This window comes from Streptomyces klenkii (genome assembly GCF_003626645.1).
Classification (GTDB): Bacteria; Actinomycetota; Actinomycetes; order Streptomycetales; family Streptomycetaceae; genus Streptomyces; species Streptomyces klenkii.
Genome location: NZ_RBAM01000001.1, coordinates 442,306 through 466,037 on the forward strand (window position 1 = coordinate 442,306; position 23,732 = coordinate 466,037).

General features: G+C 71.6%; 22 protein-coding genes. 17 read left to right on the forward strand and 5 right to left on the reverse strand.

The genetic code is table 11. The features are described from left to right. Positions 1 to 189: 189 nt before the first annotated feature. The 6 genes from D7231_RS01535 to D7231_RS01560 all read left to right on the forward strand — a co-directional run bounded on the left by D7231_RS01535 (position 190) and on the right by D7231_RS01560 (position 5,177). Positions 190 to 747, forward strand: coding sequence for a flavin reductase family protein (locus D7231_RS01535; protein ID WP_241999503.1), 558 nt, complete (start codon positions 190 to 192; stop codon positions 745 to 747). A gap of 46 nt (positions 748 to 793) precedes the next feature. Continuing rightward, a complete protein-coding gene (locus D7231_RS01540; RefSeq protein WP_241999504.1) occupies positions 794 to 1,339 on the forward strand; it encodes a nucleoside 2-deoxyribosyltransferase in 546 nt (181 codons plus the stop codon). Positions 1,340 to 1,393: 54 nt separating this feature from the next. Beyond that, a complete protein-coding gene (locus D7231_RS01545; RefSeq protein WP_241999505.1) occupies positions 1,394 to 2,257 on the forward strand; it encodes a beta/alpha barrel domain-containing protein in 864 nt (287 codons plus the stop codon). Continuing rightward, a complete protein-coding gene (locus tag D7231_RS01550; RefSeq protein ID WP_241999506.1) occupies positions 2,254 to 3,117 on the forward strand; it encodes a creatininase family protein in 864 nt (287 codons plus the stop codon). Before D7231_RS01545 ends, D7231_RS01550 begins: the two co-directional genes overlap by 4 nt. Beyond that, positions 3,114 to 4,427 carry an NtaA/DmoA family FMN-dependent monooxygenase gene (locus D7231_RS01555; RefSeq protein ID WP_120753057.1) on the forward strand — a complete coding sequence of 438 codons (1,314 nt, stop codon included), beginning with the start codon at positions 3,114 to 3,116 and terminating at the stop codon, positions 4,425 to 4,427. The genes D7231_RS01550 and D7231_RS01555 overlap by 4 nt, the downstream gene beginning before the upstream one ends. A gap of 114 nt (positions 4,428 to 4,541) precedes the next feature. Continuing rightward, positions 4,542 to 5,177, forward strand: coding sequence for a malonic semialdehyde reductase (locus tag D7231_RS01560; protein WP_241999507.1), 636 nt, complete (start codon positions 4,542 to 4,544; stop codon positions 5,175 to 5,177). A 25-nt stretch (positions 5,178 to 5,202) separates the two neighbouring features. Here the strand turns inward: D7231_RS01560 and D7231_RS01565 are convergent, their stop codons facing one another. After that, complete coding sequence (locus D7231_RS01565; protein ID WP_241999508.1) at positions 5,203 to 5,583, reverse strand: winged helix-turn-helix transcriptional regulator; 381 nt, start codon at positions 5,581 to 5,583, stop codon at positions 5,203 to 5,205. Between the two features lie 94 nt (positions 5,584 to 5,677). Between D7231_RS01565 and D7231_RS01570 the strand changes: the two genes are divergently transcribed. From D7231_RS01570 to D7231_RS01590, 6 genes are all read left to right on the forward strand, one after another. Further along, positions 5,678 to 7,237, forward strand: a complete 1,560-nt coding sequence (locus tag D7231_RS01570; protein WP_120753060.1) for an MFS transporter — start codon at positions 5,678 to 5,680, stop codon at positions 7,235 to 7,237. Positions 7,238 to 7,327: 90 nt separating this feature from the next. Further along, positions 7,328 to 8,185: a class I SAM-dependent methyltransferase gene (locus D7231_RS01575; RefSeq protein ID WP_120753061.1), complete on the forward strand. Its 858-nt coding sequence runs from the start codon at positions 7,328 to 7,330 to the stop codon at positions 8,183 to 8,185. A 178-nt stretch (positions 8,186 to 8,363) separates the two neighbouring features. After that, positions 8,364 to 8,738, forward strand: a complete 375-nt coding sequence (locus D7231_RS01580; RefSeq protein WP_147449668.1) for a hypothetical protein — start codon at positions 8,364 to 8,366, stop codon at positions 8,736 to 8,738. 146 nt (positions 8,739 to 8,884) lie between these two features. Further along, complete coding sequence (locus D7231_RS37285) at positions 8,885 to 9,430, forward strand: hypothetical protein (protein ID WP_241999509.1); 546 nt, start codon at positions 8,885 to 8,887, stop codon at positions 9,428 to 9,430. Beyond that, positions 9,424 to 10,476 (forward strand): alpha/beta hydrolase, encoded by a 1,053-nt coding sequence (locus D7231_RS01585; protein ID WP_241999510.1) that lies wholly within the window; start codon positions 9,424 to 9,426, stop codon positions 10,474 to 10,476. The genes D7231_RS37285 and D7231_RS01585 overlap by 7 nt, the downstream gene beginning before the upstream one ends. Next, positions 10,473 to 12,116 carry an alpha/beta fold hydrolase gene (locus D7231_RS01590; RefSeq protein ID WP_120753063.1) on the forward strand — a complete coding sequence of 548 codons (1,644 nt, stop codon included), beginning with the start codon at positions 10,473 to 10,475 and terminating at the stop codon, positions 12,114 to 12,116. The genes D7231_RS01585 and D7231_RS01590 overlap by 4 nt, the downstream gene beginning before the upstream one ends. 17 nt (positions 12,117 to 12,133) lie before the next feature. Here the strand turns inward: D7231_RS01590 and D7231_RS01595 are convergent, their stop codons facing one another. The 4 genes from D7231_RS01595 to D7231_RS01610 form a co-directional block, all read right to left on the reverse strand. Next, positions 12,134 to 13,741, reverse strand: coding sequence for an ABC transporter ATP-binding protein (locus D7231_RS01595; RefSeq protein WP_120753064.1), 1,608 nt, complete (start codon positions 13,739 to 13,741; stop codon positions 12,134 to 12,136). A 100-nt stretch (positions 13,742 to 13,841) separates the two neighbouring features. After that, positions 13,842 to 14,696: an ABC transporter permease gene (locus D7231_RS01600; protein WP_120753065.1), complete on the reverse strand. Its 855-nt coding sequence runs from the start codon at positions 14,694 to 14,696 to the stop codon at positions 13,842 to 13,844. Further along, positions 14,693 to 15,703: an ABC transporter permease gene (locus tag D7231_RS01605; protein WP_391472643.1), complete on the reverse strand. Its 1,011-nt coding sequence runs from the start codon at positions 15,701 to 15,703 to the stop codon at positions 14,693 to 14,695. Before D7231_RS01605 ends, D7231_RS01600 begins: the two co-directional genes overlap by 4 nt. Beyond that, complete coding sequence (locus D7231_RS01610; protein ID WP_120753066.1) at positions 15,700 to 17,271, reverse strand: ABC transporter substrate-binding protein; 1,572 nt, start codon at positions 17,269 to 17,271, stop codon at positions 15,700 to 15,702. Before D7231_RS01610 ends, D7231_RS01605 begins: the two co-directional genes overlap by 4 nt. A gap of 370 nt (positions 17,272 to 17,641) precedes the next feature. Between D7231_RS01610 and D7231_RS01615 the strand changes: the two genes are divergently transcribed. From D7231_RS01615 to D7231_RS01635, 5 genes are all read left to right on the forward strand, one after another. Next, complete coding sequence (locus D7231_RS01615) at positions 17,642 to 18,634, forward strand: TauD/TfdA family dioxygenase (RefSeq protein ID WP_120753067.1); 993 nt, start codon at positions 17,642 to 17,644, stop codon at positions 18,632 to 18,634. Between the two features lie 119 nt (positions 18,635 to 18,753). After that, positions 18,754 to 19,797: an ornithine cyclodeaminase family protein gene (locus D7231_RS01620; protein WP_120753068.1), complete on the forward strand. Its 1,044-nt coding sequence runs from the start codon at positions 18,754 to 18,756 to the stop codon at positions 19,795 to 19,797. Beyond that, the gene (locus D7231_RS01625; protein ID WP_120753069.1) at positions 19,788 to 21,179 is read left to right on the forward strand and encodes a type III PLP-dependent enzyme domain-containing protein; all 1,392 of its coding nucleotides are present in this window, start codon (positions 19,788 to 19,790) and stop codon (positions 21,177 to 21,179) included. The genes D7231_RS01620 and D7231_RS01625 overlap by 10 nt, the downstream gene beginning before the upstream one ends. Positions 21,180 to 21,225: 46 nt before the next feature. Continuing rightward, entirely contained in the window at positions 21,226 to 22,251 is a 1,026-nt protein-coding gene (locus tag D7231_RS01630) for a cysteine synthase family protein (RefSeq protein ID WP_120753070.1), read from the forward strand. Between the two features lie 35 nt (positions 22,252 to 22,286). Further along, complete coding sequence (locus D7231_RS01635; protein WP_120753389.1) at positions 22,287 to 23,720, forward strand: MATE family efflux transporter; 1,434 nt, start codon at positions 22,287 to 22,289, stop codon at positions 23,718 to 23,720. The last annotated feature ends 12 nt before the right edge of the window (positions 23,721 to 23,732 follow it).

Genomic DNA, 23,732 nt, shown 5'->3' on the forward strand with positions numbered 1-23,732 from the left:
GTTGCACGGACGTCTCTACGGGCGTCGACGGGCACTCGTGCGGGCAATCCGGCGCATCATTCGGGCGTCCCGCGTAAACCGTGTCCCGGCTCGGCTCTCTCCTTGGATCCGGCCAAAACGGCAGCCGTCGATTGACCCGCTTCGGCGCGCGGTGCCACGCTTCTTTCACATGCCATCACGCTCCTCCCAGTGTTCAACGAGGTTATATTGCCTGGCGAATCAGGAATTACCACGCTCCCCGGTCAATGCACACCGGAGACCTTCCGGGAGACTCTCGGATACTTCTGTTCCGGTATCACCGTCGTCACCGCCGTGACACCTTCGGGTCCCGTCGGCTTCACCTGCCAAGCCTTTTCCGCTCTCTCCCTGAGCCCGCCGCAGGTACTCCTCTGCCCCGGCCGGATGTCCAGGACCTGGCCGGCGATCAGATCCGTCGGCGCCTTCTGCGTCAACGTCCTCGCGGAGGATCAGACCTCCCTCGGCGACCGGTTCGCCCGGTCCGGGGCCGGCAAGTTCGACGGCGTGGCCTGGACCTACTCCCCGGGCGGTCCGCCAGTGCTCGGCGGGGCCGCCGCGTGGATCGAATGCCGGCTCCGGTCGGAGTTCCCCGGCGGGGACCACACCATCGTCAGGGCTGACGTACGCCGGCTCGGCACGACGCCCGGCAGCCGTCCCCTGGTCTATTTCCGCGGCCGGTACGCCCGGATCACCGAAACAGCCCTGCATCCGGACATCCCGGATGTGTGAACCGCCGCCAACCGCGCGGTTTTATGACCAGCTAGGAGCAGAATCAGTGGGCACCACGAACAGCAGACTCGGGTCGCTCGCCGGCCTCGACGTTTTCATCGGCGGCCCGATCCAGCACGCGATTCTTCCGAACGGGTTCGTCGGACACCTTCAGGACGCCATTTCCGCAGCCATCCGGACCGTCAGGGCGGCTGGCGGGAACGTATTCTCCGCCCATGCCGTGGAGGAGTTCGGCGCGAAGACGGACGCCTTCACACCGGACCAGGTCTCGGTCCGCGACTACCGCTGGATGCGGAAGTGCGATGTATTCGTTCCGGTTCTTCCCTTACTGCCCGACCGGACGCTGCACCGGACCGACGGCACCCACGTCGAGCTGGGCTGGGCAACGGCCATGGGACGTCCGGTCGTCCTCATCACGACACAGCCCTTCGTCGAATCGGCCAGCCACCTCCTGAAGGGACTGCACCGGATCGGTGCCGTGCACGCGATCGACTTCGACGAGTTCACCGACAGCCCCGAGCTGCTCGTCACCGCCGTCTTGGAGGCCACCCGGCAGCAACGCGAAGCCGTCGGAGCCAGGATCTCCGCCTAGCGGCCGTACACAGGAGAGACCGTACACAGGAGAGACCGCGCACAGGAGGGCCACGTGTCCGCTGCCCACGTCCTGGGCCTGAGGATCCGGAACACGGTGATCGTCGGGTCCGGGCTGCTCACCGACCAGGAGCGCAACATCCGCCGCCTGCTGGAGACCGGAGCCGGAGCGGTCGTCACCAAGACCATTCATCCCAGCCCGCCCACGGACCTGGACGAGCGGCTCACAAGGCTGCCCACCGGCATGCTCAACAGCACCACGTACTCGAAACGACCGGTCGGCCGCTGGCTGGCGGCACTGCGCTCCTTCGCCCAGGACGGCCTGCCGGTCATCGCCTCCGTGCACGCCGGATCACCCGAGGAGCTGGGCGCGCTCGCGGCGGAGGTGCAGGCCACCGGGTGCCGGGCGCTCGAACTCGGCATCTCCTGCCTGAACGAGGAGGACGGGCTCGAAGAGGACACCCCCGAGCGCGTGTACGCCTACACCGCCGCCACCCGCGCCCGCACGTCGCTGCCCTTCTCCGTGAAGCTGGCCGTCGGCGAGGGCCTGGCGGACCGGGTACGCGCCGCGGCTGCCGGCGGGGCCGACGCTGTCACGGTCAGTGACACGATCCCCGGAGCCGCGATCTCCCCGGCCACGGGCGAGCTGGAGCTGGGAGGCGTCTTCGGCTACTCCGGCCCCGGCATCAAACCACTCGTGCTGGCAGCCATCCGGCGGCTGCGGGCCCGTGGATTCGACCTCCCGGTCCTGGGCTGCGGAGGCGTGGCGTCGGGGCGCGACGTCGCCGACTACCTGGCCGTCGGCGCCGACGCCGTACAGGTCTACACCGCCCTGCACACAGACATGCACGCCACCCTGCGCCGCATCATCACCGAGTCCGCCGGGATCGCGCCCAAGGCCCTGGAGGCGACCACATGACCGCGGAAGGCAACACCATGACACCGGAGCCGGCGGAGACGGTGGCCTCGTACGACGAACTCACCAGCCCGCAGGTGAACCACTGCGTATCCGCCTGCCGCACGCTGGTCTGGCCGATCGGGGCGACGGAGCAGCACGGCCCGCACCTCCCGCTCTCCGTCGACTCCGTCCTGGCCGAGGAGTTCGCCCGCCGGATCGCCGCGGAGCTGGGCGGCCTCACCCTCCCCGTCCAGACGGTCGCGGCCCGCTCGCTGCCGCAGAGCGGAGGCGGCCCGGCCTTCCCGGGCACGCTGTACGTACGGGGCGACACGCTCGTGCGCTTCCTGCGGGACGCGTTCGCCTCGCTGCTGACGCTGCCGTTCCTCCGCCTGGTCGTGGTCAACGGACACTACGAGAACGAACCGTTCGTCTTCGAGGCCCTGGACCAGCTGCGGCAGGAGGGAGCTGCCGAAGGGAAAGAGATCTTCGCCTTCAGCTGGTGGAGCCTCGTCCAGGAGCCCTGGCTCGCCGCCGAGTTCCCCGCGTTCCCGGGCTGGCACGCCGAGCACGCGGGGCTGACGGAAACCAGCCTGATGCTCTACCTGCGCCCGGACCTGGTGAAGGACGACCGGCCCGACCACGACCACCCACCGCGCCAGGGTGTCTACCTGCACCCCGTCGACACCCGGCAGACCACCCACGACGGCGTCCTGTCGCCCACGTCGGGCTCGAACGCGGCACTGGGGGAGAAGCTGTTCCGCCACGTGACCGAGGAAGCCGCAGCAATGATCCGCGGCGGCGACGGACTGCTGTTCGCCCGCACCCGGCCGGACCGGCGCGCGGCGGCCCAGGGCCGCCCGGAGCGGAGGGAAGACACGTGACCCGCAAGTTCCACCTCGCCTTCATCTTCAACTTCACCCCCGACGACTGGCAGGGCCCCTTCGGCACCGGAGGCTCGCCCTGGGACGGGAAGTTCCACACGGAGGTCGCCCAGGCCCTGGAACGCGCCTGCTTCGACTACGTCATCGTTGAGGACAAACTGATGGTCCCCGAGAGCTACGGCGGCTCCTCCGAGGCGGCCCTCAGACAAGCCATGTCCGTGCCCAAACACGACCCCGTACCCCTGGCCGTGGCCATGGGGCTCGCCACCTCGCACCTGGGCATCGTCACCACCCTGTCCACGCTGGCCTACCCGCCGTTCATGACAGCGCGCCTCTCCTCCACGATGGACAGCATGCTGGGCGGGCGCTTCGGCTGGAACATCGTCACCAGCGCCGAGACCTTGGCGGCACAGAACTTCGGCATGAGCGAGCTGCCGGCGCGGAGCGTACGGTACGAGATGGCGGACGAATACGTGGACGTCGTCCGGCAGCTCTTCGCCTCCTGGGACAAGGACGCGGTCGTCCTGGACCGGGAGAAGGGTGTCTACGCCGATCACACCAAGGTCCGCCCGATCCACTTCAAGGGCAAGCACTTCAGCGTCCGCGGCCCCCTCAACACCGTCCCCTCGCCCCAGCACCGCCCCGCCTTCATCCAGGCAGGTGCCTCCCCCCGGGGCCGCGTCTTCGCCGCACGCAACGCCGACTCCGTCATCGCCATCGCCAACGGCGCCGAGGCCATGCGGCACTTCCGGGACGACGTACGGCGGCACGCCGAGGAGTTCGGCCGGGACCCCGACAGCGTCAAGGTCCTCTTCTGCGTGACCCCCGTCCTCGGCGAGACCGAGCAGGACGCCCGGGACAAGCAGGCCCGCATGGTGTCGTCCCCGCAGTTCATCCACGACATCCTCGCGCAGACCTCGGCGCTCACCGAGATCGACTTCGCACAGTTCGACCTCGACAAGCCCCTGCCCCACCGGCTGGAGACCAACGGCGAACAGGGGTCGCTCGACCAGTTCCAGCAGTGGGGCAGCGGACGGACCCTGCGCGAGCTGGTCGCCGACTCCGCCGGCGGCCTGGTGTCCTCGGTGGAACTGGTCGGCACGCCGGACCAAGTGGCGACGCGGATGGGCGAGGTCATGGACGAGGCCGGCGGCGACGGGTTCGTCCTCACCACCCCGTTGCTGCGCCTCAACCGCCGGTACGTCGCGGAAGTCACCGACGGACTCGTCCCCGAGCTCCAGCGCCGCGGCCTCACCCGTGCCTCCTATACGACCGGTCGCACTCTGAGGGAGAACCTCGGGGAATTCTGACGCCACCCCCCAGCGCCACCCCCCAGCGCCGCCGCCGTGCCGCACGCCCGCCCGGAAGCGCTCCTCGTCCGGGCGGGCACGGCGGGCGTGACCGCTGAGGCAGGAGACACCCCCATGACACCGCCCGTATCCATGCCACCTCCGTCGACGCCGCCCGTATCCGCGCTACGGCTGGACCCCGCGGCCCAGGACCTGCTGTTCCGGCAGGCGCACTCCACCCACGCCTTCACCGGCGAACCCGTGACCGACGAGACCGTCCGGGCCGCCTACGACCTGGTCCGGTACGGCCCCACCGCCTTCAACCAGCAGCCCCTGCGCGTGGTGCTCATCCGCTCACCGGAAGCCCGCCGGAAGCTGCTCGGGCACATGTCCCGCGGAAACCGCGAAAAGACCGCGCGAGCACCGCTGACCGCGGTGCTGGCCGGCGACCGCGACTTCCACACCGAACTCCCGGCCCAGTTCCCCGCGCGCCCGGAAGCCGCGGGTTTCTACGCCGACCCCGGCGTCCGGGAACGGTCGGCCCTGTTCAACGGCGGCCTGCAAGCCGCGTACTTCATCCTGGGCGTCCGGGCGGCAGGCCTCGCCGCCGGACCGATGTCCGGGTTCGACGCCGCCGGCATCAACAAGGAATTCTTCGCGGACAGCCCGCATTTCGTGCTGGCCGTGGTGAACATCGGCTGGCCGGCCGAGGGCGTCCGGCACTCCCGCGGCCCCCGGCTGGACTTCCAGCAGGTGTTCTCCACGGCCTGAGCGAGGGCAGCCCCGGGAGCACAGGCTACGGAGCCGGCTGCTCCGCCGCCGCGCGCACCGCCGCGTCTTCCCACTCCTTGCGCGTATCGCGGTACCACCGCCCCCACGCGTCGAGCTGAGCCGCGATGGCGTCCAGACTCCGCCCCGCCTCGGTGAGCGCGTAGTCGACGCGCGGCGGCACCTCGCGGTGCACGGTTCGCGTGACCAGCCCGTCCGCCTCCAGCTCCCGCAGCTGGCGCGTGAGCATGCGCTGGGTGATGCGCGGCAGGGCCCGCTTCAGCTCGCTGAAACGCCGGGTGCCGGCGAGGAGCTGCTTGAGGATCGCCAGCTTCCAGCGGCCGCCGAGCACCTCCATGGCGGTCTCGATGGCGCAGTAATCGGGCGTCTCCTGGATGTTGTCGCGCACGTTGACCCACCCCAACTCAGGTATACAGATTGGTACTACGGCACATTCATGACCGTACTTGTACGGTACGCCGGTAGCGGCAGATAGTGCAGTCATGTCGAAGAGCGAAGCGCCGGCGCCCACGGCCCCGTCCCGCCCCCCGGCCGAACCCGTCACGCCCGGGCGGCGCTGGGCGGTCCTGGCCGTGCTCTCCACCAGCCTGCTCCTGTGCGGCATCGACCTGACCGTGCTGCACGTGGCCGTCCCGAGCATGACCCGGGACCTGCACCCCAGTGGCGTGCAACTGCTGTGGATCGTCGACGTGTACTCGCTCACGCTCGCCTCCCTGCTCGTGACGTGCGGCACGCTGGGCGACCGCATCGGCCGCAAGCGCATGGTGCTCAGCGGCTTCGCCGTGTTCGGCCTGGCGTCCGCCGTCGCCGCGTTCTCCTCGACCACGGCCCAGCTGATCGCCGCCCGGGTCGCGCTCGGCGTCGGCGCGGCCATGATCATGGCCTCGACCGTCGCGGTGATCAGGGTCGTCTTCACCGACGACCGCGAACGGGCCGTCGCCATCGGCGTCTGGACGGCGGCGCACAGCGTCGGCGCGACGATCGGGCCGCTGGTGGGCGGCCTGGTGACCGAACGCTGGGGATGGGGAGCGGTGTTCCTCATCAACGTGCCGATCGCCCTCGTCATCTTCGCCGTCGGGGCACGGGTCATCCCGGAGTCGAAGAACCCCTCGCCCCGCCATTGGGACCTGGCTGGAGTGGCCTTGTCGGTCACCGGCCTGGCGGGTGTCGTGTACGCGCTCAAGAGGGCCGGCGAGAGCCTCACCGTGCCCTGGCCCGTCGCCGTGTCCGCCGCGGCCGGAGCGTTCCTGCTGTTCCTCTTCGTACGGCGCCAGCGACGGCTCGCCGAGCCGCTGCTGGACTTCTCCCTCTTCGCCGACCGCCGGTTCTCCACGGCCACCGTGTGCGTCATCAGCTGCTTCGGCAGCTACGTCGCCCTGCTCTTCTTCCTCACCCAGTGGCTTCAGCAGACCGGCGGGTTCTCACCGCTGCGCGCCGGGCTGGCCCTGATGCCGCTGGCCGCCGCCAACGCCGTGGGGGCCGCGACGGCCCCTTGGCTGTCCGCCCGGTGGGACAACCGGTGGTCACTCACCGGATCGCTCGCCGCGTTCGCGGCCGCGCTGCTCCTGCTGGCGCTGGTCGGTGACAGCGGCGTCTACGGCTCTCTCATCGCGACGATGCTCATCGCGGGATACGGGGCGGGTGTTGTGATGACGCTGGGCGCCGACTCCATCATGAGCGCGGCGGCCCCCGAGCGCTCCGGCGAGGCCGCCGCGATCCAGGAGACATCCTTCGAACTCGGCGCCGGCCTGGGAGTGGCCGTCCTCGGCACGGCACTGACCGCTACGTACCGCCTGAACCTGCCCTCCGCGCTCCCGGGCCTGACCCCGCACGAACGGTCCGCTGTCCAGCAGTCGTTCGCCGGAGCCGAGGACGCGGCCGACGGGCTCGGCCCGGCCGCGGCCCGGCAGGTGATGTCGGCAGCCCGGCACGCCTACGACCAGGGCTTCACGGCGGTGGCCGCCATCGCCGCCGGCGGGCTGGCCCTCACGGCGGCGCTGGCGGCTTTCGCGTTGCGGCCGACGGGCCGAAGGGCGCGGTAGCGCGCAGACCGAAAGCGTTCGTGCGTTCGCCCGGTCCGTCGATGGGCCGACTACCCGGTCCGCCACCGCCGGACCGGGTAGGCCCTGTACATGGGGATCTCCGACACAGGGCACGGCTTCCCGAAGGATCACGCCCCGCTCGGCCTGCCGCCCGTTTCCTGGACGTCCTTGTGGACGCTCTACCACCGGGCGGCGGCCGCACGCCGGGACCCCGCGCTTCTCGACGATCCCGTGGCCGTGGAGCTGGTCGACCGGTGCGCCTGGCCCCTGGAGGCGTGGTTCGGCCGGCCCCGCACGCTCGCCGTCCAATACCTGGTCCGGCGGGCGCGGCTGTACGACGCCGCGACGAAGGACTTCCTGCGGGCTCACCCCGGGGCCACGGTCATCGCCCTGGGGGAGGGCCTGGAGACGCAGTTCTGGCGCGTGGACAACGGCACGGTGCGCTGGGTCTCGGTCGACCTCCCCGGCACGGTGGCGCTCCGCCGGGCAGTGCTGCCGCACGGGCCGCGACAGCACACCGTCGCCTGTTCCGCGACCGATCCGCGGTGGACGGAACTCGCCGCGGCCGAGCCGCCCGTGCTCATCACGGCCCAGGGCCTGTTCATGTACCTGCCCCCGCCCCGCGCCGCCGCCCTCATCCGCCTTTGCGCCGACCGCTTTCCGCGCAGTGTGCTGCTCTTCGACACACTTCCCCGCTGGGCCAGCGTCCTGGGCCGTTCCGTTCTGGCCCGCGGCGGTACGTACCGCTTCCCTCTTCAGGAAGGTGCCCGCCCCCTCGCCGCCCTGTTGCTTCCCTACGCGCAGGGCCGGTGCGCCGTGGCCGTGGACCCCATCGGCCCGTACGCGCTCGGCCTTCGCGTCGTAGCCGGGCCGCTGCTCAGGGCGCAGCGTTGCCGCCTCGCCCGCCGGGTGTCGGTGCCGGCGTTCGTCAGGATGGACTTTCCTTGACGCCGAGCCGAGGCCGAGCCGAGCCGAGGCCGTTCCGGGCGGGATACGTCGTGAGGCGGCTGTCAGCACCAGCGCGTACGGGGTCGCGTCTTGCCGTCCGCTTTTGCTTTCCCGGAGTCCTTTGTCTGAGTACGAGAGCGGATAGGAACGATGGTTCGTACCGTTCAGGGTGGATGTCATGACCGACAGAACAGACACCGTCAGCAGTGGAGAGGGCAGAGGAGCTCAGATCCTGATGCTGCTCATCCTGACGGCCCTTCTCATGACACCTTGCTTGTGGGTCTGGTCGCTGGCCCTCAACGAGTACCGGCAGTCGTCTTCGTGGGGCTGGGAGATCAACCACCGCAACAAAGTCCAGTTCGAGGCGGTGTCCGGCTTCGTGTTCGGCGTGCCCTCGGCCGGGGTGTTCCTCGGGTGGGTTGTTGCGGGCTTCCGGGGCAAGCATCTGAGTACAGGGGCCGCGACCGGAGGGTGCCTGGGGGCGCTCGGCCTGGTGGTCTGCGGCGTGGTGGGTTTCTTCTGGATGCTCAGCCACGCCACGATCGATTTCTGAGCCGGGCTGGAGGTTACGGGCTGTGACCGCTCCGCATGCACCCGAACGCGCCACCCGGTAGCGTCAGGAACGCGCGTTCCGCCCACACCATTACGGCCTGGTCCCGTCAGCGGCCGCCGCCGATGCCGGCAGAGGAACGAGATCACATGCCAAAGCACAGCATCCGCGCGGTGACTGCCGCGGCCGCTCTGGCCTGCCTGGCAGCGTTCGTCCCCATACCGAGCAGCGCCTCATCAGCACCTGCCCGGACCGCCGGGCCCGGCCCGACACCCCCGGGATTCGTACCCGGCGCCTGTCCGAAGCCGCCCGAGCCCATCGAAGCGCTGAGCAAGGCACGGTGCGGTTTCCTGGAGGTCCCCGAGAACCGCACCCGCCCCGGCGGCCGGACCATCAAGCTGGCCGTGGCGATCATTCCGGCCGTTGCGGCAAAGCCGGTCGCGCAGAATCCCGCCACACAGAAACCCGCCGCAGCCCCGGTGGTGTTCATGGCGGGCGGCCCCGGTGCCGACACGTTCGACGACATTCCCTTCCTCGTCGCCTCCGGCCTGAACAAGGACCGCGACCTGATCGTCATGGCCCAGCGCGGCAATCTCTACGATCAGCCGAACCTCGCCTGCCGGAGGTCGACCGGTTCAACGCCCAGGCCGTGGGCCTGGGCTATGACGCACCGCAAGCGGAACAGCTCATGCTGAAGGCGGTGAAGGGCTGCCGGGCCCGCCTGACGGCCGACGGCGTCGACCTGAGCGCCTACAACACCACCGAGAACGCCGCCGACTTCGCCGACCTGCGCAAGGCGCTGGACATCCCCCGGTGGGACGTCTACGGGTACTCCTACGGCAGCAACCTGGCCCTCACGTACCTGCGCCTGCACCCGGAAGGAATCCGCGCGGTGGCGGTCGACTCGATCGCGCCTCCCCAGGTCGTGACCCTGCCGTGGGCCTGGGGCAGCACGGCCGAGGGAATCCACAGCATCTTCGAGGCGTGCGCGGCGCAGCCCGCCTGCAAGGACCGGTACCCGGACCTCCCCCGGATGCTGACGGAGCAGGTGCGCAAGCTGGAGGCTCACCCCCTCACGCTGAACGTCACGCCGCCGAGCGGAGGGAAGCCGGTCAAGACCGTCCTCGACGGGGGCGCGCTGCTGAACCTGATCGTCGCCTTCACCCCCCGGCCCAAGGACCTCCCGGCGGCGCTCGACGAGCTCAGCCGCGGAAACCCGGAGCGCTTCGCGCAAGCCCGCGCGGCCGGCTCGGTCCAGAAGGCCGGCGACTTCGCGCACGGCCTGACGAACTCGATAGCGTGCAGCGAGTGGGCTCCGGGGTACTCGGAATCCGACGTGCTGAAGGCGGGGCGCAAGGCCTTCCCCGGGTGGCCGGACATGGTCCTGGTCCAGGTGCCGCAGCTGCCCTTCCAGTACCCGGTGTGCCGGATGTGGAACGTACCGGACCGCGCGGTGGTCCAGCGGGTGGCCACGGTCAGCTCGGTGCCGACGCTCGTCGTCTCCGGCACGTTCGACGTGAAGACCGGGGCGAGCTGGGCGAAGGGCGTGGCCCGCAACCTGTCCCGCTCGACCTCCGTACGAGTCCCCGGCATCGGCCACTGGGTGGTCCCGCAGTCGCCTTGCGCGCAGCGCGTGCTGGCGTCGTTCTTCGCTCGCCCGACCGCTCCCGACACCTCGTGCGTGGACGGTCTCGAACCCGAACCGTTCACGATCATCCCGAGAGACCGGGGGAGCAGATGACGCTTCTGACTCTTCACCACGCGCCCCGTCATCGGCGCACCGTACGAGGACTACGGGCCACATCGGCCGGCATAGCAACCGGCCTCCTCGTCGCCGGCCTCCTCGCCACCGGCCCGCTCGCAGCGCCCGCTCAGGCACAACCCCGGACCGACACCACCACCGGCCCCGGAGCGCCGATCGGCACGGCCGCCCGCACGGTGGGCGACGCCGGTTACGAACCGGGCCCCTGCCCCAGGACGCCGGAACCGATCGAGGCGCTCAAGGGGGCCCGCTGCGGAACCCTCACCGTGCCCGAGAACCGCGCCCGGCCAACCGGTAAAACGATCAGGCTCGGTGTCGCGATCGTGCCCGCCGCGTCCGCCGCATCCGCCGCACCGAAACCCGACCCCATCGTGTGGCTCGCGGGCGGCCCCGGGGACGACGCGGTCGGAGAGGCGAAGATGGCGATCGACGGCGGCCTGAACCGCGACCGTGACGTGATCTTCATGTCCCAGCGCGGTACGTACTCGGCCGAGCCGAACGTCCTGTGCCCCAACATCGACGAGTTCAACGCCCGCGCCGTCGGCCTCGTCTACGACGCGCCGTCCACCGAGCGCCTGCACGTCGAGGCCACGAAGGCCTGCCGCGACCAGCTGACGGCCCGCGGGATCGACCTCAGCGCCTACAACGACACCGAGAGCGCCGCCGACTACGAGGCCCTGCGCACCGCGCTCGGCATCAAGCGGTGGAACCTGTACGGCATCTCCTACGGCACCCACCTGGCACTGGTTTACCTGCGCCTGCACCCCCACGGGCTCCGCTCGGTGGGCCTCGACGGCATACTGCCGCCGTCCCGGGCCGGATCGGCCATGACCTGGAGCAGCGCCCGGCAGGGCTTCGACGGCCTGTTCAAGGCCTGCGCGGACCAGCCCGCGTGCAACAAGCGCTACCCGCACCTGCCGGCCACCTTCGACAAGCTCGTCCGTGACCTCGAAGCCGAGCCGGTCACGACCACCGTCACACTCCCTGGGAGCGACAAGCCGGTGAAGGTCGTACTGGACGGCGGGGCCCTGGTGAACTGGATGACCTCCGCCACCCACGTAGCGCCCGAAGTACCCGTAGCCCTCGACGAGCTGGCACACGGCAAGCCCCAGCGGATCGCACAGCAGTGGGCCGGCGGCAAGCTCAGCCCCCAGGCCATGGGCAGGGTTGCGCACGGTCTCGTCTACGGCGTCTTCTGTAGTGAGTGGACGCCGTACGAGAGCCGGAAAGAGGCCTTGCGAGGCGGACAGGAAGCGTTCCCGTCGTTCCCCCGCTCGGTGCAGGCCCAGGCTCCCCAGCTCACCTTCCTCCACTCGGACTGCGACGTTTGGAACGTCCCCGCGGCGGCGCCCTCGATCCGGGACGTCACACGCGGCGACATCCCCACCCTCGCCCTGTCGGGCAGCTTCGACGCCCAGACCGGCGCGGACAACGGGCCGTACGTCGCCCGTACGCTGAGCAAGGCCAAGGTCGTCACGGTCCCCTACGAGCCGCACGTGGTGTTCGCCACCTCGAAGTGCGCCCAGGAGATCGCCGTCTCCTTCTTCGACGCCCCGGCCGCACCGAAGACCGCATGCCTGAACAGCCTCGAACCGCCCGAGTTCGAGATCGCTCCCTGAGCCGGCGGCCGAGCGCGTCATGCGAACGGCCCCGGGGCCGGGGCCATCAGTTGCCGGGTCGGGCCGGCTTGCGTTACGTGGCCCGCCTTGAGGATGTGGACCGTGTCGGTGTAGGCGGCCACCAGGTGGAGTTCGTGGCTGACGAGGACGAGTGCGAGACGGTGCTCGGTTCGGAGCCGGGTGAGCAGTTCCATGACTGCTGTGGCGGTGTCCGGGTCGAGGGCGGAGGTGACCTCGTCGCACAGCAGGACGTCGGGGCCGGGGGCCAGGGCGCGGGCGATGGAGACGCGCTGGCGCTGGCCTCCGGAGAGTTCGTGGGGGTACCGGCGGGCGAAGTCGGGCGGCAGGCCGACGTTGCGGAGGAGTTCGCTGACGCGGCCGGGGACGGCCTGTTTCGCCACCGCCTGGTGCAGGCGCAGGGGCCGGGCGAGGGTGGCGCCGACAGTACGGGCCGGGTTGAGGGCGCCCAAGGGGTTCTGCGGGACGAGCTGGAGGCGGCGTCGCTGTGCGCGGTCGCGTTTGCGGGCGGTGGCCGGCAGCGGGAGGCCGTCGAGCGTGAGGGTGCCGGCGTCCGGCTCCTGTAGGCCGGCCAGGACGCGTAGCAGCGTGGTCTTGCCGGAGCCCGAGGGGCCGACGATTCCCGCGGAGTCGCCGGGGGCGGCCGCGAAGTCCACTGCTGTGAGGGCCTGGTGGGCGCGTCCGCGCTGGGCGAACCTCACGTCGAGGCCGCGGGCCGCCAGGCCGGGCCCCGGGGATCGGCCGGCAGGGCGGCCGGAGTCCGGCGGGCGCGGCGCCGGGACGGCCGGCCGGGGCGCCGTGAGGGTGTTCGTGCCGAGGTCGATGACGTCGTCGGCGCAGCGGTCGACGAGTGCGGGGTCGTGGCAGGCGAGGAGGATCGTGAGCCCGCGTGTGGTGGCGAGGTGGCGCAGGAGGCCGGCGATGTCGTCGCGCAGGGCGGTGTCGAGTCCGGCGGTGGGTTCGTCGAGGAGGAGGACGTCGGGCCGGCGGGCGAGCGCCCGGGCGAGGGCGACCCTGCGCTGCTGTCCGCCGGAGAGGGCTCCGGGGCGGCGGTCGGGCAGCCCGTCGCCGGTGGGCAGGCGGCACTCGGTCAGCAGGTCTCGTACGGCGGTGGGGCAGGGTTCGGCGGCGGTCTCGGCGATGATCTGCCGGACCCGCATCCGGGGGTTGAGCGCGGATCCGGGGTCCTGGCCCACGTAGGCGACGTGGTGGCGGCGCAGCTGCCGCAGCCGCTCGGTGGAGAGGGCGAGGACGTCGTGGCCGAGGACGTCGATGCTGCCGGAGGAGACGCGGGCGCCGGTGGGGAGATCGCCGATGAGGGCGCGGAGCAGGGTGGTCTTGCCGGAGCCCGAGGGGCCGGTGAGGGCGGTGACGCGGCCGCGTCGGACGGTGAGGCTGGTCCGGTGCAGCAGGGGCGGCCCGTCGGGCAGGCGTATTTCGAGGTCGGTGACGCGCACCGCGGCCGGGGTGTCGGCCGTGGCCAGGTCGCCATCGGCCGTGGTCGGGTCATCGGTCACGGCCGGACCGTCCGTTGTGGTCGGACCGTCAGCCGTGTTCAGGTCATCGGTCGTGTTCGGGTCGTGGGTCGTGTTCAGGTCGTCGGTCATGGCCGGGCGGGCTCCTCTGCTGGGCGGGGCGTCGGCGCGGAGACGGCCGGCCGTTCGACGGGTCGACGGGCATCGGGCCTACGCCGGGAGTCACTGGGCGTCACCGGGCGTTCACCGACGCGCGGCGTGCGGCCGGGGTCAGCGCGTCGGCCGCGAGGTTGACGCTGACGGCGAGGAGCCCGATGGCGATGCTGGGGGCGACGACGGCCCAGGGGTTGAGGAGGGCGCCGGGGGCGTTCTCACGGATCATCAGGGCCCAGTCGGCGGAGGGTGGCCGGGGGCCGATCTGGAGGAAGCCGGCCATGGAGATGACGTAGACGGCGGCGACGAAGCGCAGGCCGAAGAGAGCGAGGACGGTGGACCGCAGATTGGGCAGGACCTCGCGCAGCGCCAGGTGCCACAGCCGTTCGCCGCTCGCGGCGGCCGCCTCGACGAAGCCTTGGGCGGCGACAGGCGCGGCCGCTCCGGCGACGACGCGCACCGCGTACGGGATGCCGAGCACGACGGCCGCGGCGACGACGGCGAGGCGCCCGCCGCCGGGCCAGGCCAGGGCGAGCAGCATGATGCCCAGGACGGGCGGGAGCAGGATGGCGAGGTCGGCGCTGCGTTCGACGAGCCGCCCGAGCGCGGGGCTGAGGACGGCGAAGCAGCCGAGCGCGGTGGCGAGCGCGGTGACGATGACGGCGGCGAGCAGCGCACTGCCGATCAGGGCGCTTCCGCCGTGCAGCATGCGGCTGAGCAGGTCGCGCCCGAGCTGGTCGCCGCCGAGGGCGGCGCCCGGGCCGGGTGCGGCGTAGGGCGCGGTGACGGGCCGGTCGGGGGAGTGCGGGGCGAGCAGGGGTCCGGCCAGGGCGAGCAGGGTCAGCAGCAGGTCCGGCGCCATCCGGAGGATTACGTGGCGGCGCCGGGCCCTGCGAGCACGGGCGCGGGGCGAGGCGGCGGCGGAGGCGCTCATGGGCGGGCTCCCAGGGTGCGGGCGCGGACGAGGTCGGCGCCCAGCAGGACGAGGCTGATGACGGCTCCGGTCACGGCCACGACCCCGGCGATGACGGGGGTGTCGCGGTCGGCCACGGCTCCGGCGAGCACGGAGCCGATGCCGGGGTAGTTGAAGAGGGTCTCCACGACGACCGCGCCGCCCAGCAGCATGCCGGTGGAGGTGGCGATGCCGGTGGCGACGGCGGGCCGGGCCCCGGGCAGCGCGTGGCGGAGCAGGACGCGCGCGGGGGAGAGGCCGTCGAGGCGGGCCGCGATCACATGAGGGGCGCCGGCCTGGTCGGCGAGGGCACCGCGGATGATGCGGGCGTTCCAGCCGATCTGCGGGACGGCCAGGGCCAGGACGGGCATGACGAGCATCGTCCAGGAGGCTAGTGAGCCGTCGTCGGCGGTGAGGGTGACGGCGGGCAGCAGGCCCGTCCACGAGGACAGCACCAGCAACAGGCCGACGGCGACGACGAATTCGGGCAGGGCGAGGGTGACGGTGGAGGCGAAGCCGACGATGTGGTCGACCGGCCCGCCCGGGCGTGCCGCGCCCCAGTAGCCGAGGGCGAGTGCCGCGGCGAGGGTCACGGCGAAGGCGGTGCCACCGAGGAGGAGGGTGTTGGGGAAGGGGGCGGAGAGCAGGTCGGTGACGTGTTCGCCGCGCGCGGAGGTGCCGAGGTCGCCGGCGGGCAGCGCCGTCATCCAATTCGTGAACCGTTCCCACAGCGGCCGGTCCAGGCCGAGCAGGTGACGGTGGGCGGCCGCGGCCGCGGCGCTCTCGCCCCGTTCGGCGGTGGCCGACGCCGCGTCGCCGGGCAGCAGCTCGATCGCGGCGAATACGACGGCGAGCAGCGCGCACAGCATCACGGCGCGTTCGGCGAGGACCACGCCGGCCCGGGCGGCGAGCGCCAGGGCGCGGCGCGGGGCCGGAACCGCACGGCGCGGGACGGCGGCTCCGGCCCGTGGTTCGACGGCGCCGGTCAACGCGACAGCCAGACGCTCTCGAGCTGGACCCGTCCGTAGCCGGGCAACCTGGGCAGGCCGTGGACCGTGGGGGCCGCCAGGTCGATGCCGTCGGCCATGCCCCACAGCAGGTAGCCGGACCGCTCGTGCTCGATCTGCTGGAGTTCGTGCAGGGCCTTGGCGCGTGCGCTCTTGTCGGCGGTGCCGATGGCCTTGCGGTAGGCGGCGTCGAAGTCCTTGTCGGACCAGCCGGCCTCGTTGCGCGCCGCGTCGGTGACCATGGTGTTGGAGGCGAAGAACACCACGGAGTCGTTGGTGCCCCAGTAGTTGGTGTAGAAGTCGCCCTTGAGCCAGGTCTTGTCGTAGAACGCCGCGGACTCCTGCTTGACGACCTCGACCTTGATGCCGGCTTCGCGGGCCTGGGTGGCGAACAGGGCCGCGGACTCGGCGAGTCCCGGGATGTCTTCGGTGGTGATGAGTTCGTAGGTCTTGGAGAGGTCGAAGTTCGCTTCTCCGAGGAGCTTCCTGGCCTTGCCGAGGTCGCGTTTGCGCTGGGGGATGTCCTTGGCGTAGGCGGGGTCGGCGGTGCCGAGGATGTCGTTGGCGACGGTTCCGTAGCCGGAGAGGACCTGCTTGACCATGGCCTCGCGGTCGACGACGAGTTTGACGGCCTCGCGGACCCTGGGGTCGGCGAAGGGGCTGCCCTGGGCGGTGCGCATGACGATGGGCATCGCCATGTCGTTCGGGCGGCGGATGACCTGGATGTCCTTGCGGGAGGAGGTCGTACGGGCCGCGACGGATCCGGCGTTGGAGGCGACGTCGATCTGACCACCCATCAGGGCGTTGGCCATCGCCTGGGGGCTTTCGAACATGGTCACCTCGATGGCGTCGAGGTGGACCTGCCCGCCGTGCCAGTGGTCGTTGCGCAGCAGTCTGGCGTTGCCGCTGCGGTACCGGTCGAGCTTGAACGGGCCTGTGCCCGGTGCCGTGGCCACGTCCTTGTCGGGGGTGTCCTTCTTGAGGACGAACGTCGACAGGCGGGTGAGCAGGGGGAGTTCGGCGTTGGGGTAGTCGGACACCAGGACGACGACGTCCTTGCCGTCGGCGGTGATGTTCGCCGCCTTGATGCCCGGGAGCCGGGACGCGCCGGCGGGGGTGTTGCGCAGCCGGCGCAGAGACCACACCACGTCGTCGGCTGTGACGGGGCTGCCGTCGTGGAACGTGGCGCCCTCGGCGAGGGTGAAGCGCCACGTCTTTAGGTCGTCGGACGCCTTCCAGCCGGTGGCGAGGCGGCCGACGGTGTTGTCCTTGAGGCCGGGGGCGGTGAGCGTGTCGTAGACGAGCGCGATGATCAGGTAGTCGCTCTCGTTGCCCTGATTGCCGTGCGGATCACGGGTGATGGCGGACGAACGGCCGAGAGCGCCGATGCGGAGCGTGCCGCCCTTGCGGGGTGCCCCGTCGGCGCCGCCGGCGCCATCGGCGTCCGCGGGGGAAGAGGATGTTTTCCGGCCACCTCCGCAAGCGGCGAGGAGGGTGGCAACACCTATGCCTCCACCGGTCCGGAGCACCTGACGCCTGTTTACGTTCAAGTCGTCCTCGTTCCGCAGAGTGTTCTGTTCTTAGGATTGGCTACCCTGACTTTCGTTGTGATCGCAACTGTTCGTGAGTGGTGAACCGAAAGGCGAACCGCCGTCAACCTCCGCTTATCGTGGGCCAATTGCATGAATGGGGCGAAGTGGACTACCCTTGGATAAGGTTTGCCTAACCTACATTCGGTGGTACGTTCCTCGGCGACCGCCCGAACCCCGGCCGATTCCCTGCCCCACCCCCCACGCACCGCACCCCGTCCCACGCGCTTCCCGGACGCCGGTGCGCGCCCCGCCCTGCCCTTTCGTAGTGCCCGCGTCATGTCCGGAATCCGATCCCCCGCCCTCCCCCCACGGAACGGAAGATCTCGCCATGAGCACGGGAGCCTTACCCGTCCGCCCGCTTGACGCCGCCTCAGTCCACGAGCTCCGCCGGGCCGCCGAGCGGATCCTCGCCGAATTCCGCACCTCCGCCGCGTCCCCCGCACTCCTGGAGCGAGTGGCCGGCGCGGCGAAGGCCCTCGGCCCCGCGATCCGGCATCAGTGCAGGCCCGTCGACACCGACGACGGCCTGTACGTCCTGCGCGGCCTCACGGCCGACGACGCCGAGGCCGGCCCGACGCCCGCGAGCTGGGCCACCGCAGGTGACAGCGCCGCGGTCCATGACATCGAGCTGCTGCTGCTCGCCACCGTGATGGGCAACCCCATCGCCTGGGAAGGCCAGCAGGAAGGACGGTTCGTCCACAACATCGTTCCCGCCACCGGCCACGAGCAGGAGCAGACCGGCGCCAGCAGCAGCGTCCTCCTCAGCCCCCACACCGAGGACGCCTTCCACCCCGGCCGCGCCCACCTGCTGATGCTCGGCTGCATGCGCAACCGCGACAACATCGCAACGACGGCAGCGAGCGTCCGCAAGGTGCGACTCGGCGACGCCGACATCGCTGAGCTCTGCCGACCGGTGCTGCCGATCCTCCCCGACGACGCCTACACGAAAACGCAGTGCTTTGGCGGGCCCCCACCGAGCGTCCCCACCCTGTGGCAGTCCGAAGACGGCCTCACTCTCCGCTTCGACCCCGCCTACACACCGTTGGAGCAGGCCGCCTCCGCATACCGGGCCGCCTACGCGCGGCTGGAGGCGGAACTCGCCCGCGTGTCGGTCGTGGTCAGCCTCAGCCCCGGCGAGGTCCTCGTCGTCGACAACGACCTCGTCGTCCACGGCCGCGTCCCCTTCAAGGCCCGCTACGACGGCACCGACCGGTGGCTCAAGCGCGCCTCGGTACGGGTGCCGGGGCGCCGCACCCGCCCGGCGGCCGAAGCCATCGAGCACGGCTACGGCCAGACGGCCGTGGAAGCCCATGGTGTCTGACCAGGCCACGCCGCCTGAGCAGGCCGCGCCGTCCGACCGGCTGCCTGACCTGCCCCGCCCGGCAGAGCCGGCCGCCTGACCAACCCCCGTCCAGCCCGCCCAGCAGAGGAGGCCCCGCCATGACCACACCCGCTGCCAACACCCCCGCACCCACCGCCGACTCATCGCCCCACATATCCGCCGGCGATACGACCCTGCGCCTGCTGTCCACCAGCGACCTCGCGGGCATCGACATCACCCTCACGAACGTCGTCGACACGGTCGAGAGCGCCTACCGCACCCTGGCCGCCGGCCGGTCGGACAACCCGCGCAAGCTCACCGTCAAGCCCGCCGACGGGCACTCCGTCTCGTACGCGATGCTCGGCCGCGACGGCTCCCGCGACGTCGTCGCCGTCAAGACCTCGTACAAGCACGGCCTGGACAAGGGGCGCCAGGAGCAGCACTACTACACCGCCCTCACGCTCTACGACGACGTCACCGGCCTGCCGATCGCGATGATGGACTGCGGCCGCATCGGCTCCCTGCGCACGCCCGCCGTCTCCGCCCTGCTGGCCCGCGAGTGCGCCGCCCCCGGGGCGCGCAGCGCGCTGGTGATCGGCACCGGCACCCAGGGCCGGCTGGCCCCGCCGTTCCTGCTGACCACGCTGCCCGGCCTGGACCGGCTGATGCTCTTCGGCACCCACCCCGAAGGCATCGACGCCGTACGGGCACAACTCCACGCCCACTTCCCCGACCGCAAGTTGGAGGTCGTCACCGACGTACGGGCCGCCGCGGCGGACGCCGACATCGTCCTGGCGACGGCCGGTGCCCACACCCCCGCCGCCGTCGAAGCCGACGCGCTGCGCCCCGGGGCGCTGGCGATCCTGGTCGGCCACGGCCTCGCCCCCTCCACCCTGCACCGCGCCGACCGCGTCGTGGCCACCAGTGAGGCCCAGATGAAGGTCACCGGCACCGACATGGCCGACGCCGACGGTAGCCTCCCCGCCGTCGACACCGAGTTCCCCCAGGTCCTCGCCGGCACCGCGCCCGGCCGCACGGCGCCGGAGCAGCGGATCTTCGCGTACAACAGCGGTCTGGTCGTCACCGACATCGCCCTCGGTCACCGCTTCGCCCAGCTCGCCATCGAGCAGGGCCTGGGAACGCGGGTGCCGCTGTGGCGGTGAACGACATACCTCAGGCGCTTCCCACACTCCCCGTGCACCCGGACCCCGAGACCGACGCGATCCTCGACAGCGGCCTCCTCCACGAACTGGCCCACGCCCTGGGCGGTCCCTTCCACTTCCTCCTCCCGCACCGCTTCGACGCCAACCTCGCCGCGTTCCGGACGGCGCTCGACGAAGCCGGCGTGGACGGGCACGTGTACTACGCGAAGAAGGCCAACAAGGCCGCCGCGTGGATCGAACGCTGCGCCGCCGCCGGCGCAGGAGTGGACGTCGCCGGCCTCGGTGAACTGCGCGAGACCCTCGGGCACGGAGTGCGCGGCGAGAACGTCGTGGTGACCGGCCCGGCCAAGAGCGACGAACTGCTGCGCGTGGCCGCCCTCCAGGGCGCCCTGACCGCCATCGACTCCCTCGGCGAACTCGACCGCCTTATAGCGCTCGCACTCGGCCTCGGCCTCGGCACACGCCGCCCGGCCCGGCTGCTGCTGCGCCGTCTCCCTCCGGCGCAGCCCGACAGCCGGTTCGGCATGAACGACGCCGAACTCACCGAGGCGCTGGACAGGTGCGTACGGGCCGGCGACGCCGTCCGGATGGAGGGCTTCAGCTTCCACCTGTCCGGCTACGCCACCCGGCCGCGCGCCGACCTCGCCGGACAGCTCCTCGACCGCTGCCTCAAGGCCCGCGCCCTGGGCCTGCGGGCGGACCGGATCGGCATCGGCGGCGGATTCGCCGTCGACTACGCGGCAGCCGACGACTGGCACACGTTCCTGGCCGAGCAGAAGCCTGACCACTACCACGCCCGTAAGGCCTTCCCGGCCGCCGGCTTCTACCCGTACCACTCGCCCGTCGCCGGAGCCGACGCGCTCCGCACCGTCCTGGCAACCACTCCCCAGGGCGGCCGGGACCGGCTCGGCGGCATGCTGCGCGAGACACGCACCCTCCTGCTGCTGGAACCCGGACGCGCGCTCCTCGGCCGGGCCGGTGCCTCCGTCTTCCGGGTGCAGGGTGTCAAGGACCGCGACGGGTACGCGATCCTCACCGTCGACGGTACGAGCCTGAGCCTGTCGGAGCAGTGGTTCAACAGCGAATACCTCCCGGACCCCGTGCTGGTCTCCCCGGCCGGGCGGGCCCGCGGTGACGGCGTCCACCCCGCGTGCGTGGGTGGCGCGACCTGCCTGGAGGCGGACCTGCTCACCTGGCGCAAGATCCCCTTCCCCGCCCCTCCCGCGCCCGGTGACCTGCTGGTCTACCCCAACACGGCCGGATACCAGATGGACTCCAACGAGTCCCCGTTCCACGACCTGCCGCTGCCGCCCAAGGTCGTCCTCGAAACCTCCGGCGGTCGGCGGCCGCGCTGGCGCCTCGACCGCCGGCCCGCCTGCTGACCCTGCCCGCCCCCGCCTGCCACACCACCTGTCACAGGAGCTCTCCATGAACGAGGCACTGACGCGCCCCGCCGTGGTCTCCCGCATATCCGACCTCATCGGCCACACCCCCCTGTACGAGCTGTGCCGCACCGACAGCGGCAGCCGGCTGCTCCTGAAGCTGGAGATGTACAACCCCACCGGCACCGCCAAGATCCGCATGGCGCGGCGGATGGTCCTCGACGCCGAGGCCCGTGGCGAGCTGCGCCCCGGCGGCCGCATCATCGAATCCACCTCCGGCAACACCGGCCTCGGCCTCGCCGTCATCGCCGCCGAGCGCGGCTACACCTTCACCGCCGTCGTCGACCACCACGCCTGCACCGACAAGCTGCGCGCCATGAAGGCCCTCGGCACCGAGCTCGTCTACGTCGCCGACGACGGCACCGGGGAGCTCGCCACGGCGGCCCGGGAGGAACTCGCGGAGGAGATGGCCCGCGGCCGGGACAACACCGTCTTCACCGAACAGCACAACAACCTCAGCAACGGCGTCGGCTACCACCCCGTCGCCCACGAACTCCACCAGGCCCTCCACGGCCGTGTGGACGTCCTCATCGCCGCCGTCGGCACCGGCGGAGCCCTCTGCGGCACCGCACGCGAACTGCGCAAACTCGTCCCCGGCGTGACGACCGTCGGCGTCGAACCCAAGGGCTCCATCGCCTTCGGCGGCCCCGCCCACGACTACTACCAGTCCGGCACCGGCACCCCCGAAGGGGCCACGATCGGCGCCCTCGTCGACTTCGACCTGATCGACGAGGGAGTCAAGGTCGGGGACGTCGAGGCGTTCGCCACGTGCCGCGCCGTCGCCCGCGCGGGTCTCCTCATCGGCGGCTCCGCCGGCGGCGTCGTCCACGAGGCGCTGAACCGCCTGCCGTCGCTGCCGCCGGGTGCCACCATGGTCGCCCTGATCAACGACGGCGGCGAGAAGTACATGGACACCGTCTTCAACGACGACTGGATGAGCGCCCGGAACCTGATCGATCCCGCCGTGGAGCGCGAGATTGACGAAACCCTCACCAAGCTCCGCAGGAAATGATGCCCTCCATGCCGTCCATGCCCTCCATGCCGCGCATGCGCACCGTGCCGCCCAAGCCCCCCGGGCCGTCCACGCGGGCGACCACCCTCCTCCGCGACAGCCGGGCCCTGGCCGGCCTCGCCGTCCCCCTCGTCCTCACCCAGCTCGCCCAGGTGGCCCTGACCACCACCGACACGGTGATGATGGGCCTGCTCAGCACCCGGGACCTGGCGGCCGGCGGCCTCGCCCTCGTCATCTTCAACCAGCTCCGCACCATGGGCGTCGGCCTCGTCACCTCTGTGGGCAACCGGATCGCGGCCGCCGCCGCCCGCGCCGAATCCGCGGGCGGCGACACAGCCGGTGGACGCGACGCCGTACGGGGGATCGTCCGCGCGAGCATGGCGGTGGCCACGCTCGCCGGGCTGGCCGGGGCCGCCCTCATGCTCCTCACCGGCCAGGCCCTCACCTGGCTCGGCCAGGAGGCCGCGGTCGCCGACCGCGTACAGACGACGCTGCTGGCGCTCGCCCCCGGCCTCCTGCCGTGCCTGTGGTTCCAGGCGGTCCGGCAGTTCACCGTCGGCATGCGGCGACCCCAGGCGCTCCTGCGGATCACCCTCGCGTCGGTCGCCGTCAACGCCGGTCTCGACTGGGCACTGATCCGCGGCACCTGGGGCCTGCCCGCACTGGGCCTCCCCGGCATCGGCGTAGCGACCTCCGTGGTCTACCTGCTGTCCTTCCTCGCGCTGTACGCCTCCGCGAAGAGAGACCCCGTCCTCGCCCCGCTGCTCCGCCTCAACGCGGCGAAGGCCGACCGCGCCACCGTGCGCGAGCTCGTACGGCTGGGCGTCCCGATCGCCGCGACCTACGGTTCGGAAGCCGGGTTCTTCTCCGTCACCGCCCTGATGGCCGGCTCCTTCGGGACCGCCGCACTGGCCGCCCACACCGCCGTCAACCAACTCGTCTACATCGTCTTCCAAGTCGCCGTCGGGCTCTCCCACGCCGCGTCCATCAACGTCAGCCGCGAGCTGGCCCTCGGCCGCGCCGACGCCGCCCGGCGCATCAAGAACACCGCGCTGGCCTGCGCCGCCGCTGTAATGGCCGCCGTCGCCCTCCTCTACCTCACGCTGCCCCGCCTCGTCCTGTGGCCCTTCCTCGACCCGGGCGCCGCGGGCGACGCCGAGGCCGTGTCCATCGCCACCCGGCTGCTGTTCGTCATCGCCGTCCTCCAGTTCTTCGACTGCGCCCAGAACATCGGGGTGGGACTGCTGCGCGGCCTCGACGACACCAAGAGCGGATTCCGCATCACCCTCATCGGCTACTGGCTCATCGGCCTGCCCGCCGCCTGGCTCCTCGGCTACGCCGCGGGCCTCGACACCCTCGGCATCTGGCTGGGCCTCCTGGCCGGCCTGGCCTCCACGGCGATCCTGCTCCTGCGCCGGTACGGGGCGAGCCTGCGCACTCACTCCCGGGCGGCCGCTGTCGCCGCGTAGTTCCGGCGGGAG

What these genes read in the sequence shown, in the direction of transcription:
- D7231_RS01615 (WP_120753067.1), top strand. Translation starts at nt 17,642, where the DNA reads ATGAGCACGGGAGCCTTACCCGTCCGCCCGCTTGACGCCGCCTCAGTC.
- D7231_RS01620 (WP_120753068.1), top strand. Translation starts at nt 18,754, where the DNA reads ATGACCACACCCGCTGCCAACACCCCCGCACCCACCGCCGACTCATCG.
- D7231_RS01575 (WP_120753061.1), top strand. Translation starts at nt 7,328, where the DNA reads ATGGGGATCTCCGACACAGGGCACGGCTTCCCGAAGGATCACGCCCCG.
- D7231_RS01635 (WP_120753389.1), top strand. Translation starts at nt 22,287, where the DNA reads ATGCGCACCGTGCCGCCCAAGCCCCCCGGGCCGTCCACGCGGGCGACC.
- D7231_RS01590 (WP_120753063.1), top strand. Translation starts at nt 10,473, where the DNA reads ATGACGCTTCTGACTCTTCACCACGCGCCCCGTCATCGGCGCACCGTA.
- D7231_RS01580 (WP_147449668.1), top strand. Translation starts at nt 8,364, where the DNA reads ATGACCGACAGAACAGACACCGTCAGCAGTGGAGAGGGCAGAGGAGCT.
- D7231_RS01585 (WP_241999510.1), top strand. Translation starts at nt 9,424, where the DNA reads ATGCTGAAGGCGGTGAAGGGCTGCCGGGCCCGCCTGACGGCCGACGGC.
- D7231_RS37285 (WP_241999509.1), top strand. Translation starts at nt 8,885, where the DNA reads ATGCCAAAGCACAGCATCCGCGCGGTGACTGCCGCGGCCGCTCTGGCC.
- D7231_RS01570 (WP_120753060.1), top strand. Translation starts at nt 5,678, where the DNA reads ATGTCGAAGAGCGAAGCGCCGGCGCCCACGGCCCCGTCCCGCCCCCCG.
- D7231_RS01550 (WP_241999506.1), top strand. Translation starts at nt 2,254, where the DNA reads ATGACCGCGGAAGGCAACACCATGACACCGGAGCCGGCGGAGACGGTG.
- D7231_RS01595 (WP_120753064.1), bottom strand. Translation starts at nt 13,741, where the DNA reads ATGACCGACGACCTGAACACGACCCACGACCCGAACACGACCGATGAC.
- D7231_RS01600 (WP_120753065.1), bottom strand. Translation starts at nt 14,696, where the DNA reads ATGAGCGCCTCCGCCGCCGCCTCGCCCCGCGCCCGTGCTCGCAGGGCC.
- D7231_RS01630 (WP_120753070.1), top strand. Translation starts at nt 21,226, where the DNA reads ATGAACGAGGCACTGACGCGCCCCGCCGTGGTCTCCCGCATATCCGAC.
- D7231_RS01560 (WP_241999507.1), top strand. Translation starts at nt 4,542, where the DNA reads ATGACACCGCCCGTATCCATGCCACCTCCGTCGACGCCGCCCGTATCC.